This is a genomic window from Chitinimonas taiwanensis DSM 18899 (assembly GCF_900119825.1).
GTDB classification, from domain to species: domain Bacteria; phylum Pseudomonadota; class Gammaproteobacteria; order Burkholderiales; family Chitinimonadaceae; genus Chitinimonas; species Chitinimonas taiwanensis.
This window is the reverse complement of sequence record NZ_FPKR01000004.1, coordinates 102,818-124,138: the sequence shown is the minus strand read 5'-3', so window position 1 is coordinate 124,138 and position 21,321 is coordinate 102,818. Positions and strand designations below refer to the sequence as shown.

20 protein-coding genes are annotated in these 21,321 nt (G+C 65.2%); 11 read left to right on the top strand and 9 right to left on the bottom strand.

From position 1 onward, the window contains the following. Positions 1 to 33: 33 nt before the first annotated feature. Both glgC and BT173_RS06060 read right to left on the bottom strand, forming a co-directional pair. On the bottom strand, positions 34 to 1,314 hold the full coding sequence (gene glgC / locus BT173_RS06065) for a glucose-1-phosphate adenylyltransferase (RefSeq protein WP_072427741.1): 1,281 nt from the start codon (positions 1,312 to 1,314) through the stop codon (positions 34 to 36). A gap of 153 nt (positions 1,315 to 1,467) precedes the next feature. Then, positions 1,468 to 3,099, bottom strand: coding sequence for an alpha-D-glucose phosphate-specific phosphoglucomutase (locus BT173_RS06060; RefSeq protein ID WP_072427740.1), 1,632 nt, complete (start codon positions 3,097 to 3,099; stop codon positions 1,468 to 1,470). Between the two features lie 247 nt (positions 3,100 to 3,346). On the opposite strand from BT173_RS06060, the gene BT173_RS06055 reads away from it, so the two are divergent. Then, on the top strand, positions 3,347 to 4,414 hold the full coding sequence (locus BT173_RS06055; protein WP_072427739.1) for a GGDEF domain-containing protein: 1,068 nt from the start codon (positions 3,347 to 3,349) through the stop codon (positions 4,412 to 4,414). Positions 4,415 to 4,429: 15 nt separating this feature from the next. Here the strand turns inward: BT173_RS06055 and BT173_RS06050 are convergent, their stop codons facing one another. After that, entirely contained in the window at positions 4,430 to 5,338 is a 909-nt protein-coding gene (locus BT173_RS06050) for an RluA family pseudouridine synthase (protein WP_072427738.1), read from the bottom strand. Between the two features lie 101 nt (positions 5,339 to 5,439). Here BT173_RS06050 and BT173_RS06045 point away from each other — a divergent pair, with 101 nt between their 5' ends. Further along, positions 5,440 to 5,739 (top strand): VF530 family protein, encoded by a 300-nt coding sequence (locus BT173_RS06045; RefSeq protein WP_072427737.1) that lies wholly within the window; start codon positions 5,440 to 5,442, stop codon positions 5,737 to 5,739. Here BT173_RS06045 and BT173_RS06040 read toward each other — a convergent pair whose 3' ends face one another. Both BT173_RS06040 and BT173_RS06035 read right to left on the bottom strand, forming a co-directional pair. Continuing rightward, positions 5,740 to 6,894, bottom strand: coding sequence for an alpha-hydroxy acid oxidase (locus BT173_RS06040; RefSeq protein ID WP_072427736.1), 1,155 nt, complete (start codon positions 6,892 to 6,894; stop codon positions 5,740 to 5,742). Positions 6,895 to 7,061: 167 nt separating this feature from the next. Further along, the gene (locus BT173_RS06035; protein WP_072427735.1) at positions 7,062 to 7,913 is read right to left on the bottom strand and encodes a Tim44 domain-containing protein; all 852 of its coding nucleotides are present in this window, start codon (positions 7,911 to 7,913) and stop codon (positions 7,062 to 7,064) included. 229 nt (positions 7,914 to 8,142) lie between these two features. Between BT173_RS06035 and BT173_RS06030 the strand changes: the two genes are divergently transcribed. From BT173_RS06030 to BT173_RS06010, 5 genes are all read left to right on the top strand, one after another. Beyond that, entirely contained in the window at positions 8,143 to 9,171 is a 1,029-nt protein-coding gene (locus tag BT173_RS06030) for an oxidoreductase (RefSeq protein WP_072427734.1), read from the top strand. Positions 9,172 to 9,205: 34 nt separating this feature from the next. Next, entirely contained in the window at positions 9,206 to 9,799 is a 594-nt protein-coding gene (locus BT173_RS06025; protein ID WP_072427912.1) for a DUF938 domain-containing protein, read from the top strand. A gap of 41 nt (positions 9,800 to 9,840) precedes the next feature. Continuing rightward, positions 9,841 to 10,947, top strand: coding sequence for a threonine aldolase family protein (locus BT173_RS06020; RefSeq protein WP_072427911.1), 1,107 nt, complete (start codon positions 9,841 to 9,843; stop codon positions 10,945 to 10,947). Continuing rightward, positions 10,944 to 11,582, top strand: a complete 639-nt coding sequence (locus tag BT173_RS06015) for an NAD(P)H-binding protein (RefSeq protein WP_072427733.1) — start codon at positions 10,944 to 10,946, stop codon at positions 11,580 to 11,582. Before BT173_RS06020 ends, BT173_RS06015 begins: the two co-directional genes overlap by 4 nt. 78 nt (positions 11,583 to 11,660) lie before the next feature. Beyond that, positions 11,661 to 12,482, top strand: coding sequence for a class I SAM-dependent methyltransferase (locus BT173_RS06010; protein WP_072427732.1), 822 nt, complete (start codon positions 11,661 to 11,663; stop codon positions 12,480 to 12,482). 60 nt (positions 12,483 to 12,542) lie between these two features. On the opposite strand, the gene BT173_RS06005 is transcribed toward BT173_RS06010, so the two are convergent. Then, complete coding sequence (locus BT173_RS06005; RefSeq protein WP_072427731.1) at positions 12,543 to 13,049, bottom strand: DUF1993 domain-containing protein; 507 nt, start codon at positions 13,047 to 13,049, stop codon at positions 12,543 to 12,545. Between the two features lie 126 nt (positions 13,050 to 13,175). After that, complete coding sequence (locus BT173_RS06000) at positions 13,176 to 14,159, bottom strand: serine/threonine protein kinase (RefSeq protein WP_072427730.1); 984 nt, start codon at positions 14,157 to 14,159, stop codon at positions 13,176 to 13,178. 89 nt (positions 14,160 to 14,248) lie between these two features. Between BT173_RS06000 and BT173_RS05995 the strand changes: the two genes are divergently transcribed. Continuing rightward, positions 14,249 to 15,523 (top strand): DUF1615 domain-containing protein, encoded by a 1,275-nt coding sequence (locus tag BT173_RS05995; protein WP_072427729.1) that lies wholly within the window; start codon positions 14,249 to 14,251, stop codon positions 15,521 to 15,523. Here BT173_RS05995 and BT173_RS05990 read toward each other — a convergent pair. After that, the gene (locus BT173_RS05990; RefSeq protein WP_072427728.1) at positions 15,520 to 16,329 is read right to left on the bottom strand and encodes a substrate-binding periplasmic protein; all 810 of its coding nucleotides are present in this window, start codon (positions 16,327 to 16,329) and stop codon (positions 15,520 to 15,522) included. The two genes, BT173_RS05995 and BT173_RS05990, sit on opposite strands and share 4 nt — an antisense overlap. Before the next feature lie 161 nt (positions 16,330 to 16,490). Here BT173_RS05990 and BT173_RS05985 point away from each other — a divergent pair, with 161 nt between their 5' ends. The 3 genes from BT173_RS05985 (at position 16,491) to BT173_RS05975 (ending at position 19,466) form a co-directional block, all read left to right on the top strand. After that, complete coding sequence (locus BT173_RS05985; protein ID WP_072427727.1) at positions 16,491 to 18,014, top strand: helicase HerA-like domain-containing protein; 1,524 nt, start codon at positions 16,491 to 16,493, stop codon at positions 18,012 to 18,014. Positions 18,015 to 18,195: 181 nt separating this feature from the next. Beyond that, on the top strand, positions 18,196 to 18,753 hold the full coding sequence (locus BT173_RS05980) for a glycine zipper 2TM domain-containing protein (RefSeq protein WP_072427726.1): 558 nt from the start codon (positions 18,196 to 18,198) through the stop codon (positions 18,751 to 18,753). 125 nt (positions 18,754 to 18,878) lie between these two features. Beyond that, the gene (locus tag BT173_RS05975; RefSeq protein ID WP_072427725.1) at positions 18,879 to 19,466 is read left to right on the top strand and encodes a putative pterin-binding protein; all 588 of its coding nucleotides are present in this window, start codon (positions 18,879 to 18,881) and stop codon (positions 19,464 to 19,466) included. Positions 19,467 to 19,530: 64 nt separating this feature from the next. Here BT173_RS05975 and BT173_RS05970 read toward each other — a convergent pair whose 3' ends face one another. After that, positions 19,531 to 21,222, bottom strand: coding sequence for a PAS domain-containing sensor histidine kinase (locus BT173_RS05970; protein ID WP_072427724.1), 1,692 nt, complete (start codon positions 21,220 to 21,222; stop codon positions 19,531 to 19,533). Between the last annotated feature and the right edge of the window lie 99 nt (positions 21,223 to 21,321).

The window sequence follows — 21,321 nt, the reverse complement described above, 5'->3', positions numbered from 1 at the left end:
CCAAGCCCACGCTGCGGGCTTGGCCATGCCGTGCTAAATCTTCAGTCCCACCAGCATCTCGCGCGTCACCAGCACCACCCCGCCCTCGCTGCGATAAAAGCGCTTGGCATCCTTGTCGGCATCCTCGCCCACCACCAGGCCGGCGGGAATCTTGCAACCACGGTCGACCACCACGCGGCGCAGGCGCGCGCCTTCACCCACGTCCACATCGGGCAGCAGCACGGCCTGGTCGATCACGCAGTGCGGATGCACGCGCACCTTGTTGAACAGCACCGAGTTGGTGACCTGGGCCACCGATACGATGCAGCCGGCCGAAATGATGGTGTTATGCACACGATGCTCGCCGCCCGCATCCTGCACGAACTTGGCCGGCGGCAGCTGCTCCTGGTAGGTCCACACCGGCCAGCTGCGGTCATATAGATCGAGCTCGGGCGTGATCGAGGCGAGGTCGAGATTGGCGGCCCAGTAGGCGTCCACGGTACCTACATCGCGCCAGTAAGGCGCCGCATGCGGATAGCTGGACACACAGGACAGGCCGAAGGGATGGGCGACCGCGCGGCCGGCCTTCACCGCAGCGGGAATCAGGTTCTTGCCGAAATCATGCTCGCTGGCCACGTCCTGGATGTCCTCTTCCAGCAGCTGGTACAGATAATCGGCATCGAAGATATAAATACCCATGCTGGCCAGGGCCACGTCAGGCTTGCCGGGCATGGCCGGCGGCTGGGCGGGCTTTTCCACGAAGTCGATGATCTTGCGCGCCTCGTCCACCGCCATCACGCCAAACGCGCTTGCCTCGGTGAGCGGCACCTCGATGCAGGCCACGGTCACGCCGCCCTTCACGCCGAGCTTGTCCAGGCTTTGCACATGGTCGAGCAGCATGCGCGCGTAATCCATCTTGTAAATGTGATCACCGGCCAGGATCACCACATACTCGGGCCGGTAGCTGCGCACGATGTCGAGGTTCTGGTAGACCGCGTCGGCGGTGCCGCGATACCAGCTGTCCTCATCCACGCGTTGCTGGGCGGGCAGCAGGTCGATGAACTCGCCCATCTCGGAGCGGAACATGGCCCAACCGCGCTGCAGATGGCGCAGCAGCGAGTGGGATTTGTATTGGGTGACCACGCCGATGCGGCGTATGCCGGAGTTCAGGCAGTTGGACAGGGCGAAATCGATGATGCGGAACTTGCCACCGAAATAGACGGCCGGCTTGGCGCGCTTATCGGTCAGCTGCTTGAGGCGCGAGCCGCGCCCCCCCGCCAGTACCAGCGCAATACTGCGTCTGGGCAATTGGCGCGCAATGATCAGGTCGTCCATCTGAGGCCTCCGCTAGGATCTGCTCAGCAGCGTTCTGGGCGCTGCCGCGATATGGCGAGACTGCGAGGAAGGCCGCTCTGCCGCCCGCAACAGGCAGCCGCGCCTTCCCTATCCGGCTACTACCTTGGCCGAAAACCCCGAGGGAGTCACGCCTCAGGTCACTACATCGGCCGCCTCTCGCCCAGTCAGTGTGCGAATACCACCCAGTACGTCGCCCGCGGCAATCAGCATGGCCAGCGCTTGCTGGGTATCCTGCCCGTGCAGAGCCGGGTCGGCCACATAGCGCTCCAGATACACGCGCAGCGTGGCGCCCTCGGTGCCGGTGCCCGACAGGCGCAGCACCAGGCGCTCACCGCTCTCGAACACGATGCGCAGGCCCTGGCCCTGCGAGACCGAGCCATCCACGGGATCGGTATAGGCGAAATCATCGGCGCTGCGCACGCGCAGACCGGCCAGCGTGCTGCCGGCCAGGCTGGGCAGCTGGTCGCGCACCCGCTGCATGACTGCCTCGCCGGCCTGCACACTCAGGCCCTCGTAATCGTGGCGCGAATAGAAATGCCGGCCAAAGCGCGCCCAGTGCGCGTGCACGATCTCGGCCACGCTCTGTTTACGCACGGCCAGCAGATTCAACCAGGCCAGCGCGGCCCACACCCCGTCCTTCTCGCGCACATGGTCCGCACCCGTGCCATAGCTTTCCTCGCCACAAAGCTGGATGCGCCCGGCATCGAGCAGGTTGCCGAAGAATTTCCAGCCGGTCGGCGTCTCGTAGCAGTCAAAGCCGAGCGCCTCAGCCACCACATCCACGGCACGCGAGGTGGGCATCGAGCGCGCCACGCCACGTAGGCGGCCCTTGAACTGCGGGATCAGCTCGGCATTGGCGGCCAGGATGGCCAGACTGTCCGAGGGCGTGAGCACGCAATCGCGGCCAAGAATCATATTGCGGTCGGCATCGCCGTCGAAGGCCGCGGCAAAGTCGGGCGCGCCCGGCCCAGACATGGCGGCCAGCAGCTCGGGGCAGTGCGCGGGGTTGGGGTCGGGATGGCCGCCGCCAAAGTCGGGCTGCGGCGCGGCGTTACGCACGCTATTCATCTGCGCACCGAGCAGGTCTTCAAACAGGCGGATCGCATACGGGCCGCCAACGGCATGCAGGGCATCCAGGCGCAGGCGATGGCCGGCATCGATCCAGGCACGGATCGCGTCGAAATCCACCAGGGTCTGCATCAGCTGCGCATAGTCGGCCACCGGGTCGAGCACCGTCACCCGCATCGCCTCCAGGCGTTGTTCGCCGAGCAGATTGAGGTCGAGGTCGGGCGCGTCGCTGATCCGGTATTCGCTCAGGCACTGGCTGGCCGCGTAGATCGCATCGGTGAGCGCCTCGGGCGCCGGGCCGCCATTAGCGGTGTTGAACTTGATGCCGAAATCGCCATCAGGCCCGCCCGGATTATGCGAGGCGGACAGGATGATGGCGCCAGCCGCGCCATAGCGGCGAATCAGATGCGAGGCGGCCGGCGTGGACAAGAGGCCCATGCGCCCGACCAACACACGCGCCACACCGTGCGCGGCAGCCATCTTCAGGATGGTCTGCACGGCACGCTCGTTCAGATAGCGCCCATCGCCGCCCAGTACCAGGGTGGCGCCGGAGAGGCCAGGCACGGCATTGAAGATGGCCTGGACGAAGTTCTCCAGATAGGCGGGCTGGGCGAACAGCGTCACTTTTTTGCGCAGGCCGGAGGTACCGGGTTTCTGGCCGGCGATCGGGGTAGTGGACAGCGTGTGTAGCGGCATGACAGGTCTTCTTGGCAAAGTGGTCGGCGCAAGCAGCGGCGCCCCGCATTTGAGCTTAACGCATGCGGCGCCAGCCCGAACAGCCGCACCGGCCAGGGCGAACAAGATAATTTGCCCGACCTGCCTTATTCTGGAGTGAGCGCCGCCCGGCCGCGCCGCGTGCGTGGCACTGAAATCAGCCTGGCGCCACACCCGCCAGGCAGCGCCCGACCGACCCGAGTGGTACTGCAGCACGACAGGAATCGCCATGCGCCCTACCCAATTGCCCAGCCTGCTCGACCGCCTAGCCTCGCTGACCGCCATACGCGACACCGAGCTGCTCGAACACAGCCTGCTGCGCACGCTGCTGCCCATGCTAGGGGTGGCGACCTGCCAGCTGTATCGGGTCAACGAGCGGCATGAGTTCCTGCGTGCCATCCGCTTCGAGCGCGAAATCAGCGCCCAGGGCGAGGACAGCGCGCGCATCACCGAGAATATCGAGCGCGTACTGCACCAGGTCGACGTGCCCGAGGATATCCAGCTGCTCATCGATGTGGTGCGCCAGAACCAGCAGCCGACCTTTCAGAGCCTCGGTCAGGCCGTCTGCAATGTGTTTCCACTGCTGGGCGGCGTGGGCATCAATGGCTATCTGGTGTTCGAGTCGCGCCGCCCGCTCGCACAGAGCGAGGAAACCCTGGTGCGCGGCATCCTGTCCGTATATCGCAATTACGCGGCCCTGCTGGAGGAAAGCCAGCGCGACAAGCTGACCGGCCTGCTCAACCGCCACTCGCTCGACCAGAACGTGGACAAGCTGCTGACCAGCATCGTGGCCGACCAGCTCAGCCATAACCAACCGGATCAAGCGCAGGACAGCGCAGCTAGCCCACGCCAGTACTACTGGCTGGGCATCGTCGATATCGACCATTTCAAGCAGATCAACGACAACTTCGGCCATGTGATCGGCGACGAGGTCTTGCTGCTGGTGGCGCGCCTGATGCAGCGCAGTCTGCGCAGCAGCGATCTGCTCTACCGCTACGGTGGCGAGGAATTCATCGTGATCACCGCCTCAAGCGAACGCGCGGCGGCCGGCGAGCAGTTCGAGCGCCTGCGCCACGCCGTGGGCAAGCATCGCTTCCCCCAGGTGGGCCAGGTCACGGTCAGCGGCGGCTATGCCCAGCTGGACGGCCATTTTTCCGCGCATGAAATCATTAGCCGCGCAGACCAGGCCCTGTACCAGGCCAAGCGCGCCGGGCGCAATCGCATCTTCAGCTATGCCGAGTTGATCGAGGCCGGCGTGCTCAAGGAAGCCAGCTACGGCAGCGTCGAGCTGTTCTAGCGCTGCCCACAACCCCTAGTCGGCCTGCCATGCCAGCGTGCGCTGGCTGCTGAAGCTGCGTGGCTCGCCGCTGAAGGGGTCGATAAAGGCGATGCTGCGTGCCAAGAGTTGCAGCGGCCGACTGAAATCATCGCCCTTGGCCGGCAACAGGGTCGGATACCAGGGGTCGTGCTGGATGGGAATGCCGAGCGCCGCCATATGGGCGCGCAGCTGGTGCTTCTTGCCGGTGTGGGGCGACAGCCGGTAGTGTGCCCAATCACCGCGCCGTGCGATCAGCTCGACCAGGGTCTCGCTATTCGGTTCGCCCGCCACCTCCTGCATGGTGAAAAAGCCCTCGCCCTCCTCCAGGCGACTCCTGTGCACGCAAGGCAGGCTCAGATCGGTGCGCCAGGGCGCTATCGCCTCATAGGTCTTCTGCACGGTGCGCGCCTCGAACAGCTTCTGGTAGGCGCCACGGCTGGGCGGGTGCAGGCAAAACAGGGTGACGCCGGCGGTTTCGCGATCCAGGCGGTGGCAGGGCGTCAGCTCGGGCAGGGCCAGCTTGTGGCGCAGCCGGGTCAGCAGGGTTTCGCGCAGATGCTTGCCGGCCGGGATCATGGACAGGAAATGCGGCTTGTCCACCACCAGCAGGCGTTCATCGCGGTGCAGGATGGTTTCCTCGAAGGGCACCGGCGTCTCGTCCTCCACCTCGCGGTAGTACCAGATGCGCTTGCCTGGCTGAAACGGGCTCTGCGCGGCCAAGGGCTGGCCCGCCTCATCGACCAGCTCGCCGCGCGCCAGTCGGCCGCGCAAGACGGCCTCGTCCATATGCGGGAAGCGCTGCAGCAGAAAGGTGATCAGATCAGGCCATTGCTCGCAGGGCAGCCACAGATAGCTGGGGGCCACGCCATCGCGATGTGGCAGGGGGGAAGGCGGATGTTTCATGCAGACAGAGAACAGGACAAGGCCGCTAGTCTACCGCGCCCAAGCGGCAGCACGCAGGCACACGCTAGAATGAGGGCCGTATCCCTCCTCAGGCCCGCCGTATGACCCAGACTCAGCCCAACAACCCCAGCCATGGCGTGACCCTGGAAAAGATGCTGACCACCCTGGTCGAGTTCTACGGTTGGAAGGAATTGGGGCAGCGCATCGAAATACGCTGCTTTCAGCAGGACCAGAGCATCAAGTCCAGCCTGACCTTTCTGCGCCGCACGCCCTGGGCGCGCGACAAGGTGGAGAGCCTGTACGGCAAATGCCTGCGCGATATGGCCAAGCAGGCCAAGCTGCAGGCTGCCGCCAAGCAGGAAGCCAGCCCACCACCGGCCGATACCCCCAGCGCCGACTGATCAGGCGCGCGGATAGCTGCCGGGCAGCAGGATGCGCTGATCGACCTGGCGGATATCGGTGTGGCCGCAGAAGGCCATGCTCAGATCGAGTTCACGCTGGATGATTTCCAGCGCGCGCGTCACGCCCGCCTCGCCCAGCGCGCCCAGGCCGTAGAGGAAGGCACGGCCTATCAGGGTGCCCTTGGCACCCAGCGCCAGCGCCTTCAGCACATCCTGACCCGAGCGGATGCCGCTATCGAGCCAGACCTCAATGTCCTTACCCACCGCCTCCACGATGGCCGGCAGGGCCTGGATGCTGGATGGCGCGCCATCGAGCTGCCGACCGCCGTGGTTGGACACGATCAGCGCATCGGCCCCGCTCTGCGCCGCCAGGCGCGCATCTTCCACATCCATGATGCCCTTCAGGATCAGCTTGCCGCCCCAGCGCTGCTTGATCCACTCGACATCGTTCCAGCTCAGCGCCGGGTCGAACTGCTCGGCCGTCCAGGCACTGAGCGAGGACAGATCGCCTACGCCCTTGGCATGCCCGACGATATTGCCAAAGCCATGCCGGCGCGTGCCCAGCATGCCCAAGCACCAACGTGGCTTACCCAGCAGATTGAGGATATTGCGCAGCGTGGGCTTGGGTGGCGCGGACAGGCCGTTCTTCAGGTCCTTGTGGCGCTGGCCGAGTATCTGCAGGTCCAGGGTCAGCACCAGTGCACTGCAGCGCGCGGCGCGGGCGCGCTCGATCAGCGCCTCGATAAAGGCACGGTCGCGCATCACATACAGCTGGAACCAGAATGGTGCGGTGGTATGGGCGGCCACATCCTCGATCGAGCAGATGCTCATCGTCGACAGGGTGAAGGGCACACCGAATTTTTCCGCCGCGCGCGCGGCAAGGATTTCGCCATCGGCATGCTGCATGCCGGTCAGACCGGTCGGTGCGAGGGCCACCGGCATGCTGACCGTCTGGCCGGCCATCTGGCTTTGCAGGCTGCGATTGCGCATATCCACCGCCACGCGCTGGCGCAGCTTGATGGCCTGGAAGTCGGCCGAATTGGCGCGGTAGGTGCTTTCGGTCCAGGAGCCCGAATCGGCATAGTCGTAAAACATGCGCGGCACACGGCGCTCGGCCAGTACGCGCAGGTCCTCGATGCTGGTGATGACGGACATGCAAGGCTCCTGAGGAAATCACAGCACCGATTCTGCGGCGCCCGGCAGCGCACAACAACCGTGGTAAATCCCTAAGCGCGAGCCTGACCCAACTCGCCTAGCACGCCCGCAGCACAAAATAAAACAGGGCAGCCCGAAGGCTGCCCTGTTTCTCACGAATGACCGGCTTAGCCGTTTTGCTGAATACCGGCTACCACCCAGCCTGAGCGGCCGTCGTTATTGCGGCTCAGGTGCCAGGTTTCGTCGAAGCGCTCGGCGCTGGCCTCGGCCGCTTCGCGGACCAGGCCGGTGAAGCGCACGCTGGCGATGTCGCGACGACCTTCCTGGGCGTAGTCGACCACCTCGGCATCCACCTGCACCACATCGGTCTGGTTGGCCGCGCCCTGGCGCTCGCCGATCTGCAGCTTGATCTCGGCGAACATCTCCGGCGAGGTGAACTCGCGGATATCGTCGAGGTCGGCGCTGTCGTAAGCGGCCTGCAGACGCACGAAGTTCAGCTTGGCCACGCGCACGAAGGCTTCGCGGTCGAAGTCGGCCGGGAACTGCGGCGCAACCGGGGCGCTGCCGCCGCTGAAGGCCGGCGCTTCATTCACCGCGCCATAGGGCTGCTGGCCCTGATACTGCATCGGCTGTTGCGCCGGGCCACCCGCATACTGGGCGCGCGGTGCCGCGGGCTTCATGCGGCGCATGATGAAGGCGATAACAGCGAAAGCCACCACGGCCAACAGGACGATCATCATGAAGTTGGCAAAGCCCTCGCCCATACCGAGGTGCGAGAACAGTGCGGCGAGGCCCAGACCTGCAGCCAGACCGGCGATCGGGCCGAGCCAGTTACGCTTGGGCGTGGCTGGGGCCGCCTGCTGGCCCTGAGTCGGGCGCTGCGGGGTCACATCGCGCTGCGGTGCGCTGCGCTGCATGCCCGAGGACTTGCCTCCGCCGAAGCGCTTGGCCTCGGCCTCCGAGACCATGAAGCTCAGGCTGAAGAACACCGCAAACACGGCAAACAGAATTTGTTTCATTGCGCTCTACATCCCTATTGTTTGGAAAAGCCATCGCATTCTACCGACGACTGGCTATCTTTGACTGCGCAGGCCGAGCAAGTTCCGCGACTGGACATGATTTCGTAGGCGACAAGCGGCGCCAGCTCGGTTAAAAAAGCCTAAGTACTGCGCACAGAACTCCGTGCAAGGCAGCCAGGGTGGATGCGTGGCGCAAACAGGGATTGAGCGTACTTACAGGAGGATATTCATGTCAGAACCCCTAAGGGTCGGCCTGGTTGGTTATGGTTATGCGGGCCGTACCTTTCACGCCCCCTTGATTGCCCATACCGCGGGCATGCAACTGGCAGCAGTGGCCAGCAGCCAAGTCGGGGCAGTCCAGGCCGACTACCCGGCTGCCCTGCTGTGCGATACACCGGAAAGCCTATTCGCCCGCGCCGATATCGACCTGGTGGTACTGGCCACCCCGAATGCCAGCCACTACCCGCTGGCACGCGCCGCACTGCGCGCCGGTAAGCATGTGGTGGTGGATAAGCCGTTCACGCTGACCGTGCAGGAGGCCGAAGCCCTGCATGCGGCGGCCAGCCAAACCGACCGCCTGCTGTCGGTGTTCCACAACCGCCGCTGGGACAGCGACTTCCTGCTGATCAAGCAGCTGCTGGCCCAGGGTACGCTCGGACGCATCACCGCCTTTGAATCGCATTTCGACCGCTTCCGCCCGCAGGTGCGCAAGCGCTGGCGCGAAGCGGCCGTGCCCGGTGCCGGCATCTGGTTCGATCTCGGCCCGCATCTGATCGATCAGACCCTGCAGCTGTTCGGCATGCCGGAAGCGATCCAGGCCGATATCCACGCACGGCGCGAGGGGGCGGAAGCCGCCGACGATGCGCTGGCGGTGCTGCACTACCAGGGCATGCGCGTGCTGCTGGGCGCCAGCTGCCTGATGGCCGGTGGCTCGGCGCGCTTTCTGCTGGCCGGCACCGAGGGCAGCTTGCGCATTGATGGCCTCGACAGCCAGGAAGACCAGCTCAAGGCCGGCTTGCGGCCGGGCGCCGCCGGCTGGGCCCAGGACTCGCGCCAGGCCACGCTCTACGATGTAGGCGGTGCGCGCAATCTGAGCCTGCCCAATGGCCAGTACAGCCATTATTACGCGGCCGTGGCAGCGGCGTTGCGCGGCGAAGCGCCGAACCCCGTGCCGGCCAGCGAGGCGCTGGCGGTCATGCGCATTATCGAAGCCGGCATGGCTAGCAGTGCGCAGGGCGCGCGGATTGCACTAGGCTGAAAGGCCGTGTTCTTTTCCTGCCCAAGCCATGTTGATGGATAAACCCTTCTCCCCCGCCTGTGCCCGCAATGCCGAGCCGATTCTGGCCATCCTGCGCGAACGCCTGGTCGGCCGCGACACGGTGCTGGAAATCGGCAGCGGCACTGGCCAGCACGCCGTGCACTTCGCTGCCGCCCTGCCCTGGCTGCAATGGCAGAGCAGCGACCGCGCCGAGCATCTGCCCGGCATCCGCCTATGGCTGGATGAGGCGGCGCTGGCCAATACTTTGCCGCCGCTGGCGCTTGATGTGGATGGCGCCTGGCCCACCACACGCTACGACGCGGTGTTCAGCGCCAATACCCTGCATATCCTGGCCTGGCCCAGCGTGCAGCAACTGTTCGCCAAGCTGCCGACGGTGCTGGCGCCGGGCGGGCTATTGATTGTCTATGGGCCGTTCAACTATGCCGGCCACTTCACCAGCCCGAGCAATGCCGCCTTCGATGCCGCGCTCAAAGCCCAGGACCCGGCCATGGGCATTCGCGACTTCGAAGCGGTGTTCGAACTGGCCGAGGCAGCCGGCCTGCGTCTTCTGGAAGACCATGCCATGCCGGCCAATAACCGTTGCCTGGTCTGGCAGGCCGCTGCCTAGGCAGCGATACTGGCGCCTTCCTCGCTTCACAGCCTGCCACCATGCCCGCCACCGCCCGCAGCCAGCTGCGCCAAAGCTGCCATACGCTTTATCCCGGCTGGACCAGTCCTAGCCCGGCGGAAGAATTCCGCGCCATGGCCGACTGGTGCGCGCAGCAGCAGATCGAAGCTGACCGCTATGGTAGCGGCGCGCTGATCGAGGACTTCGAGGCCAAGCTGGCCAGCCTGCTCGGCAAGCCGGCTGCCGTCTTCCTGCCCAGCGGGGTAATGGCCCAGCTGATTGCCATGCAGATCTGGGCCGAGCGGTGCGGCCTGCGCCGCTTTGGTCAGCACCCGACCTCCCATCTGGCCCTGCACGAGGAAGAAGCCCATGCCGCCCTGCTCGGGCTGCATGCGGTGCCGGTAGGGAATCGCCTGCGTCCGCTGGAGGCCAAAGACCTGGCGGCCTGCCGGCAGCCCTTGGCCAGCCTGATAGTGGAATTGCCAATACGCCATGCTGGTGGACAGCTGCCCAGCTGGGACGCGCTGCAAGCCCTGAAGGCCACCGCAGCCGAGCGCGGACTGCCGCTGCATCTGGACGGGGCACGACTGTGGGAAAGCCAACCCTTCTATGCCCGCCCGCATGCCGAGATCGTGGCCGGCTTCGCCTCAGTGTATGTGTCGCTGTACAAGGGCATAGGCGGCCTGGCTGGCGCCGTACTGGCGGGCGATGCCGACTTCATTGCCCAGGCGCGGCTCTGGCAGCGCCGCTTTGGCGGTACCCTGGTGCAGCAAAGCCCTTATATCGTGTCGGCCGCGTTGCGCTTCGATACGCGCCTCGCGCAAATGGATGCCTGCTATCGGCGCGCAATTACGCTGGCCGAGGGCCTGCAAGGTATGGCCGGCCTGCGCATCAACCCGGCCACGCCACAGACCAATATGTGCCATCTGTATTTTGATGCCCCCGCCGCTAGGGTGCTGGCCGCGCGCGACCAGATTGCTGGCAGCGACGGCCACTGGCTGCTGGGCGCGGTGCAGGATGCCGAGGTGCCGGGCTGGAGTTATAGCGAGCTGGTGGTGGGCGACCAGTTGCTGGCCCTGCCCAATGAGGTCGTGCTGCCACGCTTTGCGCGCCTGCTGGCGTTGGCCCAGCAAGGAGAAAACGTATGACGCATACCGCCCTGATTGCCGGCGCGAGCGGCCTCATCGGGCGCAGCCTGTGCCAACAGCTGCAGGCCGAGCCCGCCTTCAGCCAACTGACCGCGCTGGTGCGCCGCCCGGCCGGTTTGGCTGCGGGCAAATTGGCCGAGATGCAGATCGACTATGCGCAGCTCGCGCGCACCACGTTGCCCCAGGTCGATATCGTGTTCTGCTGTCTGGGCAGCACCATCAAGCAGGCGGGCTCGCAGGCGGCCTTTCGCCAGGTCGACTGCGACTATGTGCTGGCACTGGCGCAGGCGGCACGCGCGGCCGGTGCCCGCCATTTTCTGGTGGTCAGTGCGCTGGGCGCAGATGCCAACTCCCCTGTGTTCTACAACCGGGTCAAGGGCGAGATGGAAGCGGCGCTGCAGGCGCTCGACTACCCGCGCCTCACCATCGCACGGCCATCCCTGCTCTTGGGCGAGCGGGCCGAATTCCGCCTGGGCGAGCGCGTGGCTGCCAAGCTGGGTTGGCTGGCGCCAGCGCGCTGGCGGCCTATTGCCGCCGAGCAGGTGGCGCGTGCGCTGCTGCGTCTGGCGCTGGCGCCCGGCCAGGGCGTACAGGTGCTTGAATCGGCCCAGCTGCGCACATTGGCGGCAAGCTGAGCGCACGCGCGACCAGCTGGCTGCAGGCCGAGGCCGTTTCCGGCGTACAATCGCGCCCTGAAAAATCAGGACATTATCGTGAGCAAGATCCCGGACATCCGCCCCGACCAGTCGGTCGAGCTACTCAAAGCACTGCATATCCTCACCCGCGACGGCAAGCTCAACCAGGACAGCCGGCGCAAGCTCAAGCAGGTCTACCACCTGGTCCAGTTCATCCAGCCGCTGCTGGAGGAAGTGCTGGCCGCCAAGGGCGATGTGAGCCTGGCCGACCACGGCGCGGGCAAGTCCTACCTCGGTTTCATCCTCTACGACCTGGTACTGAAGGCCCACCAAGCCGGTCAGGTCTACGGCATCGAATGGCGTGAAGACCTAGTCAGCAAGTCGCGTGAACTGGCCGAGCGGCTCGGTTTCGCGCGTATGGCTTTCCTCAACCAGTCGGTGGCCGAATCGACCATCAATCAGGCCCTGCCCGCGCAGATCGATGTGGTAACCGCGCTGCATGCCTGCAATACCGCCACCGACGACGCGATCCGTTTCGGTCTGGAAAAGCAGGCGCAGTTCATGGTGCTAGTGCCCTGTTGCCAGGCCGAGGTGGCCACGGTGCTGCGCAAACACAAGAACGAATCCTTCGGCAAAACCCCGCTGTCGGAAATCTGGCGCCACCCTATACACACGCGCGAATTCGGCAGCCAGATCACCAATGTGCTGCGCTGCCTGCAGCTGGAAAGCCGCGGCTACCAGGTGACGGTAACCGAGCTGGTGGGCTGGGAGCATTCGATGAAGAACGAACTGATCGTGGCGCGCTACACCAATGCGCCACGCAAGAATGCACTAAGCCGCCTGGAAGCGATTCTGGACGAGCTGAACCTAGGCGAGATGCGTACGCGCTTCGTGTACTGAGCGCTGGTAGACGATAAAAAGCCGACCCTTGGGTCGGCTTTTTCATTGCACAGGCAAGACTTAGAAGGCGCCCAGGTAGTCGCGCTTGCCAATCTGCACGCCGTTGTGACGTAGGATGTCGTAGGCGGTGGTGATGTGGAAGAAGAAGTTGGGATAGACATAGGTCAGCAGATAGGGCTGGCCGAGGAAGCGGGTTTCCTTGTCACGCCGCTTGAGCACGATCTCGCGCGCCTCGCTGCCGTCGATCTGCTCGGCCGACACGCCCTGGATGAAGTCCACAGTCTTGGCGATGCGCGCCTGCAGCTCGGCGAAGCTAGTCTCGTCATCCGGGTAGCTGGGCACCGGCAGGCCGGCCAGATTGGCCGCGCAGGACTTGGCCGCATCGGCGGCAATCTGCACCTGGCGCACTAGCGGGAACATATCGGGCGCCAGGCGCGCATTGAGGAAAACGCTCGCATCGATCTTGCGCGCGTCGGCATCCGCCTCGGCCTTGCGCAGAATCTCGGCCAGATTGCCGAGCAGGCGCACGAAGACGGGGACGGAGGCTTGGTACATGGACAGGGACATGGTTTTTTCCTTGGCTTGGGTGGGCAGTGATCGCGCTGGAGGCTAGGCCCGCCATGCGGCGAAGGCCGGGCAGGCAGCAACTTGCTTATCGAGGTCGTCCGTGCGATGCGCAGCAGATGCGGGCGTTCAGGCCGACCACAAGGGCGGCTCGTCCATCTGGGCAATCTGCTCGCGTAACAGTAGCAGCTGCTGCTCCCAGTAATGTGGCGTGCCGAACCAGCTGAAGGCCTGCGGGAAAGCCGGGTCGTGCCAGCGCCGCGCCAGCCAGGCGCTGTAGTGGATCAGGCGCAGCGTGCGCAAGGCTTCGATCAGATGCAGCTCGCGGTGATTGAACTCACAGAAATCCTCGTAGCCGGCCAGGATATCGGCCAGCTGGCGCACCTGTTCGCTGCGCTCGCCCGACAGCAGCATCCACAAGTCCTGAATGGCCGGGCCCATGCGGCTATCGTCAAAGTCGACGAAATGCGGGCCGGCATCGGTCCACAGCATATTGCTGGCGTGGCAGTCGCCATGCAGGCGCAGCGTTTCGAGCTGGCCGGCGCGGATAAAGCAGGCGCGCACGCCATCCAATGCCTGCGCGCTCAGCGTGCGGTAGGCGTCGCGCAGATTGGCCGGGATGATCTCGCCGCCCAAGAGAAAGGCCACCGGCTCCTCGCCAAAGCTGGCGATATCGAGTGCCGGCCGCACACGATACGGCTGCGCCCGCCCCGCGGCGTGAATGCGACCAAGGAAGCGCCCCAGCCATTCGAGCACCTGCGGGTCGCCCAGCTCGGGCGTGCGCCCACCGCGGCGCGGGAACAGGGCAAAGGCGAAGCCGGCGTGATGGTGCAGGGTCTGCCCGCCAATCTCCAGCGCGCCGACCACCGGGATCTCCAGTGCGGTCAGCTCGGCCACGAAAGCGTGCTCCTCAAGAATCTGTGCATCGCTCCAGCGCTCGGGCCGGTAGAACTTGGCGATCAGCGGCGCGGCATCGTCAATGCCGACCTGGTAGACACGGTTTTCATAGCTATTGAGGGCAAGCAGGCTACCGCTGCTGCGCAGGCCCAGACTGTCCACGGCGTCGAGCAGGCAGTCGGGAGTCAGATTCGCATAGGGGGGTGTGGGATTCATGGCGCCATTGTACGGAGGCCAGCCGCTGCGACCGACCTTTTCGGCTGGAGGGAGACGGGATCGCGGCCAGATCAGGCTAACATCGCGTCATGCCATGTCTTCTACCCATCCCCTTCCCTGGCCGCAGCCTACTGCTGGCGGTACTGATCACCAGCCTGGTTGGCTGCGCCAGCAGTAGTCAGCCGCAGCCGGCCGCGCCGATTGACTACCCGAATGGCAGCCCCGCAGCCGAGCCTACGCCGGCGACACCGCCTGCCGGGCCGCTGGCGGAAGCGCCCCCCAGCCTGCCGCCGCCCGAAGCGATCAAGCCAGCACCCAGCACCAGCAGACCGGCCAGCCAGGACCCGCGTGCGGCACGCCAGCTGCTGAACCGCCTCCTGCCAGCCAAGATTCCCGAGCGGGCCGGCTGGGCGCAGGACATTTTCCATGCCTTCGAAGGCCTGCAGATTCCCTACACGGCCGAGTACTTCTGTGCGGCCATCGCGACCATCGAGCAGGAGTCGAGCTGGCAGGCCGACCCGGTGGTGCCGGGCCTGAATCGCATGGTCTGGCAGCAGATCGGCGAACGGGCGGATAAATACGGCATCCCGATATCGGTGGTGAAGGCGGCACTGGGCAAGACCTCGCCGAACGGGCGCAGCTACCGCGAGCGCATCGATGGCCTGCGTACCGAGAAGCAGATGAATCTGCTGTTCGAGGATATGTCGGCCGAGGCCAAGCGCCTGGGCCTGCCGCTGAATATGCAGAACCCGATACGCACGGGCGGGCCGATGCAGGTCAGCGTGGCCTTTGCCAGCGGGCATGCGGCGGTGTGGCCTTATCCGTACAGCTATCAGGGCAGCTTGCGCCACGAGGTGTTTACCCGGCGCGGCGGCACCTACTTCGGCATTGCCAATCTGCTCCACTACCGCGCGCCCTATCGGGACATGCACTTCCGCTTCGCCGACTACAACGCCGGTCGCTATTCCAGCCGCAATGCCGCCTTCCAGGCCGCCGTGGCCAGCCTGGTCAAGCCCAAACTCGATCTGGATGGCGATCTGCTGCGCTATGAAGCCGGCCGGGTCAGCCGCCAGGCCAGCAGCACGCGGCAGGCCCTGCAGGGGCTCGCCGCTAGGCTCAAGCTCAGCCGGGCCGAGATCGAGCGTGATCTCTTGCTGGAGAAGGAAGCGCGCTTCGAACAAAGCCCGCTGTATCAACGCGTGTTCGCGCTGGCCGATGGCGTGGCCGGCAAAAGCCTGCCGCGCGCGGTTTTCCCGCAAATCCGCCTACACAGCCCGAAGATCAGCCGCAAGCTGACCACCGAGTGGTTCGCCAAACGGGTGGACTGGCGCTATCGCAACTGCCTGAGCCGGGTCAGCAGCTAGCGCTCGTTCTGATCGCGCCAGCGCTGGATGTACTGGACCAGCAGCGCGTCCATGCGGCCAGTCTCGGTCAGCTTATGCATGGCGCGCGCCAGGCGGCCACGGACTTCGCCGGTATTGCACGGCGATTTATGTGAGATGGTCAGCAGTAGGTCCTCATTGCTGATCGCGGTTTGCGAGGGATGGATGCCCTTCAGTCCGAGCTTGGCCGCATAGGCCTGGCCGGGTGCCTCTTCGTAAATCACATAGTCGCCGCGCGCCAGCGTCAGCATGCGCAGCGCGCTTTCCACGCTGGGCACGGCATGGATGCTCAGATTGCGCTTGGCGTAGCGGTCGAAGGCCTCACCAAAGCTGTTGTTGATCACGGTAATGCCGCGCAGCGGACGCAGGTCCGACCATTTACGGTAGGTGAACTTACTGTTGTCGCGCGTCCAGATCACCGTGCGGGTATTGCGAATGGCCGGATACACATAGTCCATATACTCGAGACGCGGCAGGGTGAAGAAGGCACCGGCGATCAGATCGATGCGCCCGAGGCGCGCCTCCTCCTGCACGCGCCCCCAGGGGCCGACATAGTTGACCCGGATGGGAATGCCGATCTCCTGGGCCAACTCCTGCATCAGTTCGGCATTTGCGCCGATCAGCCGGCCTTCGTCATGCGGATCGCGCCACAGAAAAGGCGGATATTCCGAGTTGCCCGAGGCGACCAGCTCCTTGCAATAGGCAAGCACCGGCTGCTGGGCATGCACGCCGCCATGCCAGAGCCCGGCGAGGCAAGCGATAAGCAGCAGAGGCTGGCGCAGCAGCATGGCGGGTGGCTTTCCGTATCGAGCGGTTTCTGACAGTCTAGTCTGCCTGCACATCCGCCGCGCCCGCAAAGGCAGGCCCAGCGCCTGTTGCGCAACTTTGACAAGTGCGGCCAACATGGCCACTTTATGCCGATGTAATGCTCATTTCCAGGACCCTGACTATGCTCGAACCCCTGCTGATTGCCAAACATGGCGCCCAAGACCTGACCCTGCTGCCCGCCCTGGCCAACCGTCATGGCCTGATCACCGGCGCCACCGGCACCGGCAAGACCGTGACCCTGCAACGCATGGCCGAGGCCTTCTCGCGTATCGGCGTGCCGGTCTTCATGGCCGATGTGAAGGGCGATCTGTCCGGCATCGGCGCGGCTGGGGCGGAATCACCCAAGTTGAAGGCGCGCCTGGAGCAGCTCGGGCTGACACTGAACTATGCGGCCTGCCCGGTCGCCTTCTGGGATGTGTTCGGCCAGGCAGGCCACCCGGTGCGCGCCACCATCTCGGACATGGGCCCGCTGCTGCTGGGGCGGCTATTGAACCTGAACGAGGTGCAGGCCGGCGTGCTGCAGCTGGTGTTCAAGATTGCCGATGACAACAATCTGCTCCTGCTCGATCTGAAGGACCTGCGTGCCATGGTCCAGTACGTGGGCGACAACGCCAAGAGCTTCACCACCGAGTACGGCAATATCTCCGCCGCCAGCATAGGCGCGATCCAGCGAGGCCTCTTGGGCCTGGAAAGCCAGGGTGGTGACAAGTTCTTCGGCGAGCCCATGCTGGACATCAATGACCTGATGCAGACCGATGGCAACGGCCAGGGCGTGGTCAATGTGCTAGCCGCCGACAAGCTCTACAACACGCCCAAGCTGTACGCGACCTTCCTGCTCTGGCTGCTGGCCGAGCTGTTCGAACAGCTGCCCGAGGCGGGTGACCTCGACAAGCCCAAGCTGGTGTTCTTCTTCGACGAGGCGCATCTGCTGTTCAACGATGCGCCGGCCGCATTGGTGGAGAAGGTCGAGCAGGTGGTGCGGCTGATCCGCTCCAAGGGTGTGGGCGTCTACTTCGTGACCCAGAACCCGCTCGATATCCCGGAAACCATCCTCGGTCAGCTCGGCAACCGCGTTCAGCATGCGCTGCGCGCGTTTACCCCGCGCGACCAGAAGGCGGTGAAAGTGGCGGCGGAAACCCTGCGCGCCAACCCGGCCTTCAATGCCGAAAGCGCCATCATGGAACTGGCGGTGGGCGAGGCACTGATTTCCTTCCTAGACGCCAAGGGTAGCCCGAGCATGGTCGAGCGCGCCTTTGTCAGCCCGCCCGGCTGCCGGCTCGGGCCGGTCACCCAGGCCGAACGCAGTGTGCTGATCCAGCAATCGGTACTGTATGGCCACTATGAACAGGCCGAGGACCGCGAATCAGCCTATGAAAAACTGCGTGGCGGCGCAGCAGCGAGCCCGGCCGCTGGCGCGCCAGCCCCGGCAGGCAGCGCACCGACCGCGGCAGCGGAAGAAGGGGGCGGCTTCTTCGGTGGTGCGCTAGGGCAGATCCTGTTTGGTAGCACCGGGCCGCGCGGCGGCCAGCGCGATGGCGTGGTGCAGACGGCCGCCAAGAGCATGGCGCGCACGGTGGCCAATGAGGTGGGCCGGCAGATTCTGCGCGGCGTGCTCGGTTCCATCATGGGTGGGCGCAAGCGCTAAGGCCATCCGTGCGCCAGGCCGTCACAGCGGCCAGCTGCATCGACAACGGGACGCTTTGCGTCCCGTTTTTCATGCCATGCCATCAGCATGGGCGATTCAGGTCGGGTTCAGGCCCACTGCGCATAATGGCGTCCATCAACTGCTGCTGTGTGCGAGCACATGGCCCAACCAGGAGAAGAACATGAATAAGTCGATGCTGACCGGCGTGGTGATTGGTGGCGGCCTGGCGCTGTCGCTGGGTGCGGTGGCCAGCTACCAGGCCTTCAAGGGCCCCGAGTATGCCGAGGTGCTGCAGGTGGCCGCGGTCAAGGAAACCATCAAGACGCCGGAAAAGGTCTGCCGCGATGTGCAGGTCACCCATAAGCGCGAGGTCAAGGATGAGAACCGCATCGCCGGTACGGTGATCGGCGGCCTGATCGGCGGCGCATTGGGCAACCAGGTAGGTGGCGGCAATGGCAAGAAGCTGGCCACCGTGGCCGGCGTGGCTGGCGGTGCCTACGCCGGCAACCAGGTACAGAAGAATATGCAGGACAAGGACACCTATACCACCAGCGAGCAACGCTGCAAGACGGTGACCAAGTCACGCGAGGAAACCGTCGGCTACGACGTGCAGTACCGGCTGGATGGCAAGGTGGCCACCGTGCGCATGGACGCCCCGCCCAGCAGCGACCGCATCCCGGTCAAGGATGGTCAGCTGCAGCTGAGTGAAGTCACCGTGGCGCCGCGCCCGAGCAAGTAAGGCGCGCGTCCGATTACCCTATCTCCCTGTCTGGGGCACCTTCGGGTGCCCTTTTTTTATTCGCTCGGACTGGCGTGGCAGCGGGCAAATGCGCTACAACAGGGCAAACCCGTTCGGAGCCCGCAATGAATAAACGCCAATTCCTGACCGGCAGCGCGCTAAGCCTGGCCGCCGCCGCCCTGCCCAGCCATGCCGCCAAAGTCGGCAAAGCCCCCAAGGGCCCGGTACTGCTCACGCTGACCGGCGCACTGGGCAAGCAGAACCGCCCTGGCTTCGACCCGGCTTTCGACCAGATGCTGGGCAAGCACAAGGCCCAGTTCAGCAGTGCCTATGGTTTTGATTACGCGATGCTGGCCGCCCTGCCTGCCGTAACCATCCAGCCCACGCTCGAGTACGACGGCAAGCCGCATACGCTGCGCGGCCCGCGCCTGAGCGAGATCCTGAAGGCAGCCGGGGTCAGCGGCAGCCAGCTGCGCATCCTGATCCAGGCCATCGATGGCTATGCGGTGGCCGTGCCGCTCGAACAGGTACGCCAGTACGACTTCATCATTGCACTGGAACGTGATGGCACGCCGCTGCCGCTGGGCGGCCTCGGCCCGCTGTGGGCCGTGTACGACGCGGACCGGATTCCCGAGCTGGCCGGCAAGCCGCTCAAGGAACGCTTCGCGCTTTGCCCCTGGGGGGTGTACCACATCGGCGTGCAGGCCATCTAAGCACCGCCAGCAGCCGCAAAAAAGCCCGCGTAGGCGGGCTTTTCTCGTGGGGCCTTGCGGTGCGCTAGAGTGGGTCGCCGGCCAGCAAGGCCATCAGCTCGGCGGCCGGTGGCAGCCAGAAGGCGAAGCAAGCGCCCTCGCCCGGCTGGCTCTCGGCACGGATGCCGCCGTGATGACGCAAGGCAATGCGCTGGGCGATGGCGAGGCCGGTGCCGCTGCCGGTAAAGCCGCCCTGGCTGTCCAGGTTCTGGAACGGTGCAAACAGCCGGTCTATCGCCTGCGGGTCGAAACCGCAGCCATTGTCGCGCAACAGGATTTCACGCCGCTCGCCCACCTGCTGCGCCGCCAGGCTGATATGCGGCGATTCAACCTGCGCGATGAACTGCCAGGCATTGCGCAGCAGGCAATCGAGCAGGATACGCATCAGGCCAGGGTCGGCATGCACGATCAGGTGTGGAGCAGCCTCGAACACCAGGCCGGCACGCGGCTGGCGCGCCTGCAGATCAGCAACGATCTCTTCGGCCAACTCGGTCAGGTTCACCTTGCCGATGCCCAAGGGGCGCAGCGATATCTTGGACAGGCTAACCAGATCGTCGATCAGCCGCCCCATGCGCTCAGCCGCGCCCAGCGTGCGGTCCAGATAGTCGCCGCCGGCAGCATCCAGATGCGGCCGGTAGTCCTCGCGCAGAATCTGCCCAAAGCCGAGGATGGCACGCAATGGCGGGTTCAGGTCGTGCGAAACCGAATAAGTGAAGGCCTCCAGCTCGCGCATGGTGCGACGCAGATCATCGGTGCGTGCCGCCACGCGTGCCTCGAGCTCGGCGTTCAGGCGCTGGATTTCGGCCTCGCGCTGCAGACGCTCAAGCTCGGCACTGGCGCGGCCGGCAAATAGCTCGAGCAACTTGCGGGTTTCCTCGCAGGCTTCAGCTGGCTTGTTGTCCAATACCTCGAGCAGGCCGAGCACCGTGCCATCGGCGGCGCGCAGCGGCACGCCCAGATAGCACTCGGCACGCATATCGACCAGCAGCTGGTCGTCGGGGAACTGCGCCTGCACGGCCTGGGGGTAGATGCAGAAACCGCCCGACACCACATTTGCACACGGCGTGCCGGCCAGCGCATACACGAGCGGCTCGCCCATCTTGCCGTCCACACATAGCGCAATTGCCCGCGCATGCGTCGGTTGCTCACGCGGGTAAACCTCGGCCACGAAGGCGTAGCGCACGCCGAGCGCCTCGGCCAGGCTGCGCACCAGCGATTCAAAATAACCATGGCTGACCTGATCGGCCGTGCCCGCGCGCACTGCATCCACCGCGGCATTGAAGCGCTCGGTGGTCGTCACATCCTGATTGATGCCGGCCATGCGCACGGCCTGGCCGCTGGCATCGCGTTCGACAAAGGCGGTGCCCTTCAGATAACGCCAGCCACCCAGCGGCGCCTGCACGCGGAATACCGTGTCGTAAGGGCGTTCGCCGCTTAGCGCGGCCCCAACATCTGCCGCCACGCGCGGCAGGTCTTCCGCGTGCAGCAGCGCCAACCAGTCGCTGGCCTTGCCGCTGAAGCTGGCCGGATCGAGGCCGTACAGCTCATACATCGCCTCGTTCCACAGCAGGCGCCCGGCCGGGATATCCCAGACGAAGACGCCCAGACCGGCCGAATGGGTGGCACTGAGCAAGGCGTCGGCAATCTCGCCGGTATTGGGCAGGTCGGCGGTGGCGGTGATCTGCAACTGGGAAAAATCGAGGGCGGGCATATTCATGGGCAGCGGGTTCACAATCCAGTCTAGGGCATGCGCTGCGCCATTTCATTATGTGTAAATGACAGCGGCCAGCCAGGGGGCCGGTTGGTGCATCGCGCA

Bases quoted from the DNA above. Each gene is read 5' to 3' on its own strand.
- glgC (WP_072427741.1), bottom strand. From the start codon at position 1,314: ATGGACGACCTGATCATTGCGCGCCAATTGCCCAGACGCAGTATTGCG.
- BT173_RS06060 (WP_072427740.1), bottom strand. From the start codon at position 3,099: ATGCCGCTACACACGCTGTCCACTACCCCGATCGCCGGCCAGAAACCC.
- BT173_RS06055 (WP_072427739.1), top strand. From the start codon at position 3,347: ATGCGCCCTACCCAATTGCCCAGCCTGCTCGACCGCCTAGCCTCGCTG.
- BT173_RS06050 (WP_072427738.1), bottom strand. From the start codon at position 5,338: ATGAAACATCCGCCTTCCCCCCTGCCACATCGCGATGGCGTGGCCCCC.
- BT173_RS06045 (WP_072427737.1), top strand. From the start codon at position 5,440: ATGACCCAGACTCAGCCCAACAACCCCAGCCATGGCGTGACCCTGGAA.
- BT173_RS06040 (WP_072427736.1), bottom strand. From the start codon at position 6,894: ATGTCCGTCATCACCAGCATCGAGGACCTGCGCGTACTGGCCGAGCGC.
- BT173_RS06035 (WP_072427735.1), bottom strand. From the start codon at position 7,913: ATGAAACAAATTCTGTTTGCCGTGTTTGCGGTGTTCTTCAGCCTGAGC.
- BT173_RS06030 (WP_072427734.1), top strand. From the start codon at position 8,143: ATGTCAGAACCCCTAAGGGTCGGCCTGGTTGGTTATGGTTATGCGGGC.
- BT173_RS06025 (WP_072427912.1), top strand. From the start codon at position 9,206: ATGGATAAACCCTTCTCCCCCGCCTGTGCCCGCAATGCCGAGCCGATT.
- BT173_RS06020 (WP_072427911.1), top strand. From the start codon at position 9,841: ATGCCCGCCACCGCCCGCAGCCAGCTGCGCCAAAGCTGCCATACGCTT.
- BT173_RS06015 (WP_072427733.1), top strand. From the start codon at position 10,944: ATGACGCATACCGCCCTGATTGCCGGCGCGAGCGGCCTCATCGGGCGC.
- BT173_RS06005 (WP_072427731.1), bottom strand. From the start codon at position 13,049: ATGTCCCTGTCCATGTACCAAGCCTCCGTCCCCGTCTTCGTGCGCCTG.
- BT173_RS06000 (WP_072427730.1), bottom strand. From the start codon at position 14,159: ATGAATCCCACACCCCCCTATGCGAATCTGACTCCCGACTGCCTGCTC.
- BT173_RS05995 (WP_072427729.1), top strand. From the start codon at position 14,249: ATGCCATGTCTTCTACCCATCCCCTTCCCTGGCCGCAGCCTACTGCTG.
- BT173_RS05990 (WP_072427728.1), bottom strand. From the start codon at position 16,329: ATGCTGCTGCGCCAGCCTCTGCTGCTTATCGCTTGCCTCGCCGGGCTC.
- BT173_RS05985 (WP_072427727.1), top strand. From the start codon at position 16,491: ATGCTCGAACCCCTGCTGATTGCCAAACATGGCGCCCAAGACCTGACC.
- BT173_RS05980 (WP_072427726.1), top strand. From the start codon at position 18,196: ATGAATAAGTCGATGCTGACCGGCGTGGTGATTGGTGGCGGCCTGGCG.
- BT173_RS05975 (WP_072427725.1), top strand. From the start codon at position 18,879: ATGAATAAACGCCAATTCCTGACCGGCAGCGCGCTAAGCCTGGCCGCC.
- BT173_RS05970 (WP_072427724.1), bottom strand. From the start codon at position 21,222: ATGAATATGCCCGCCCTCGATTTTTCCCAGTTGCAGATCACCGCCACC.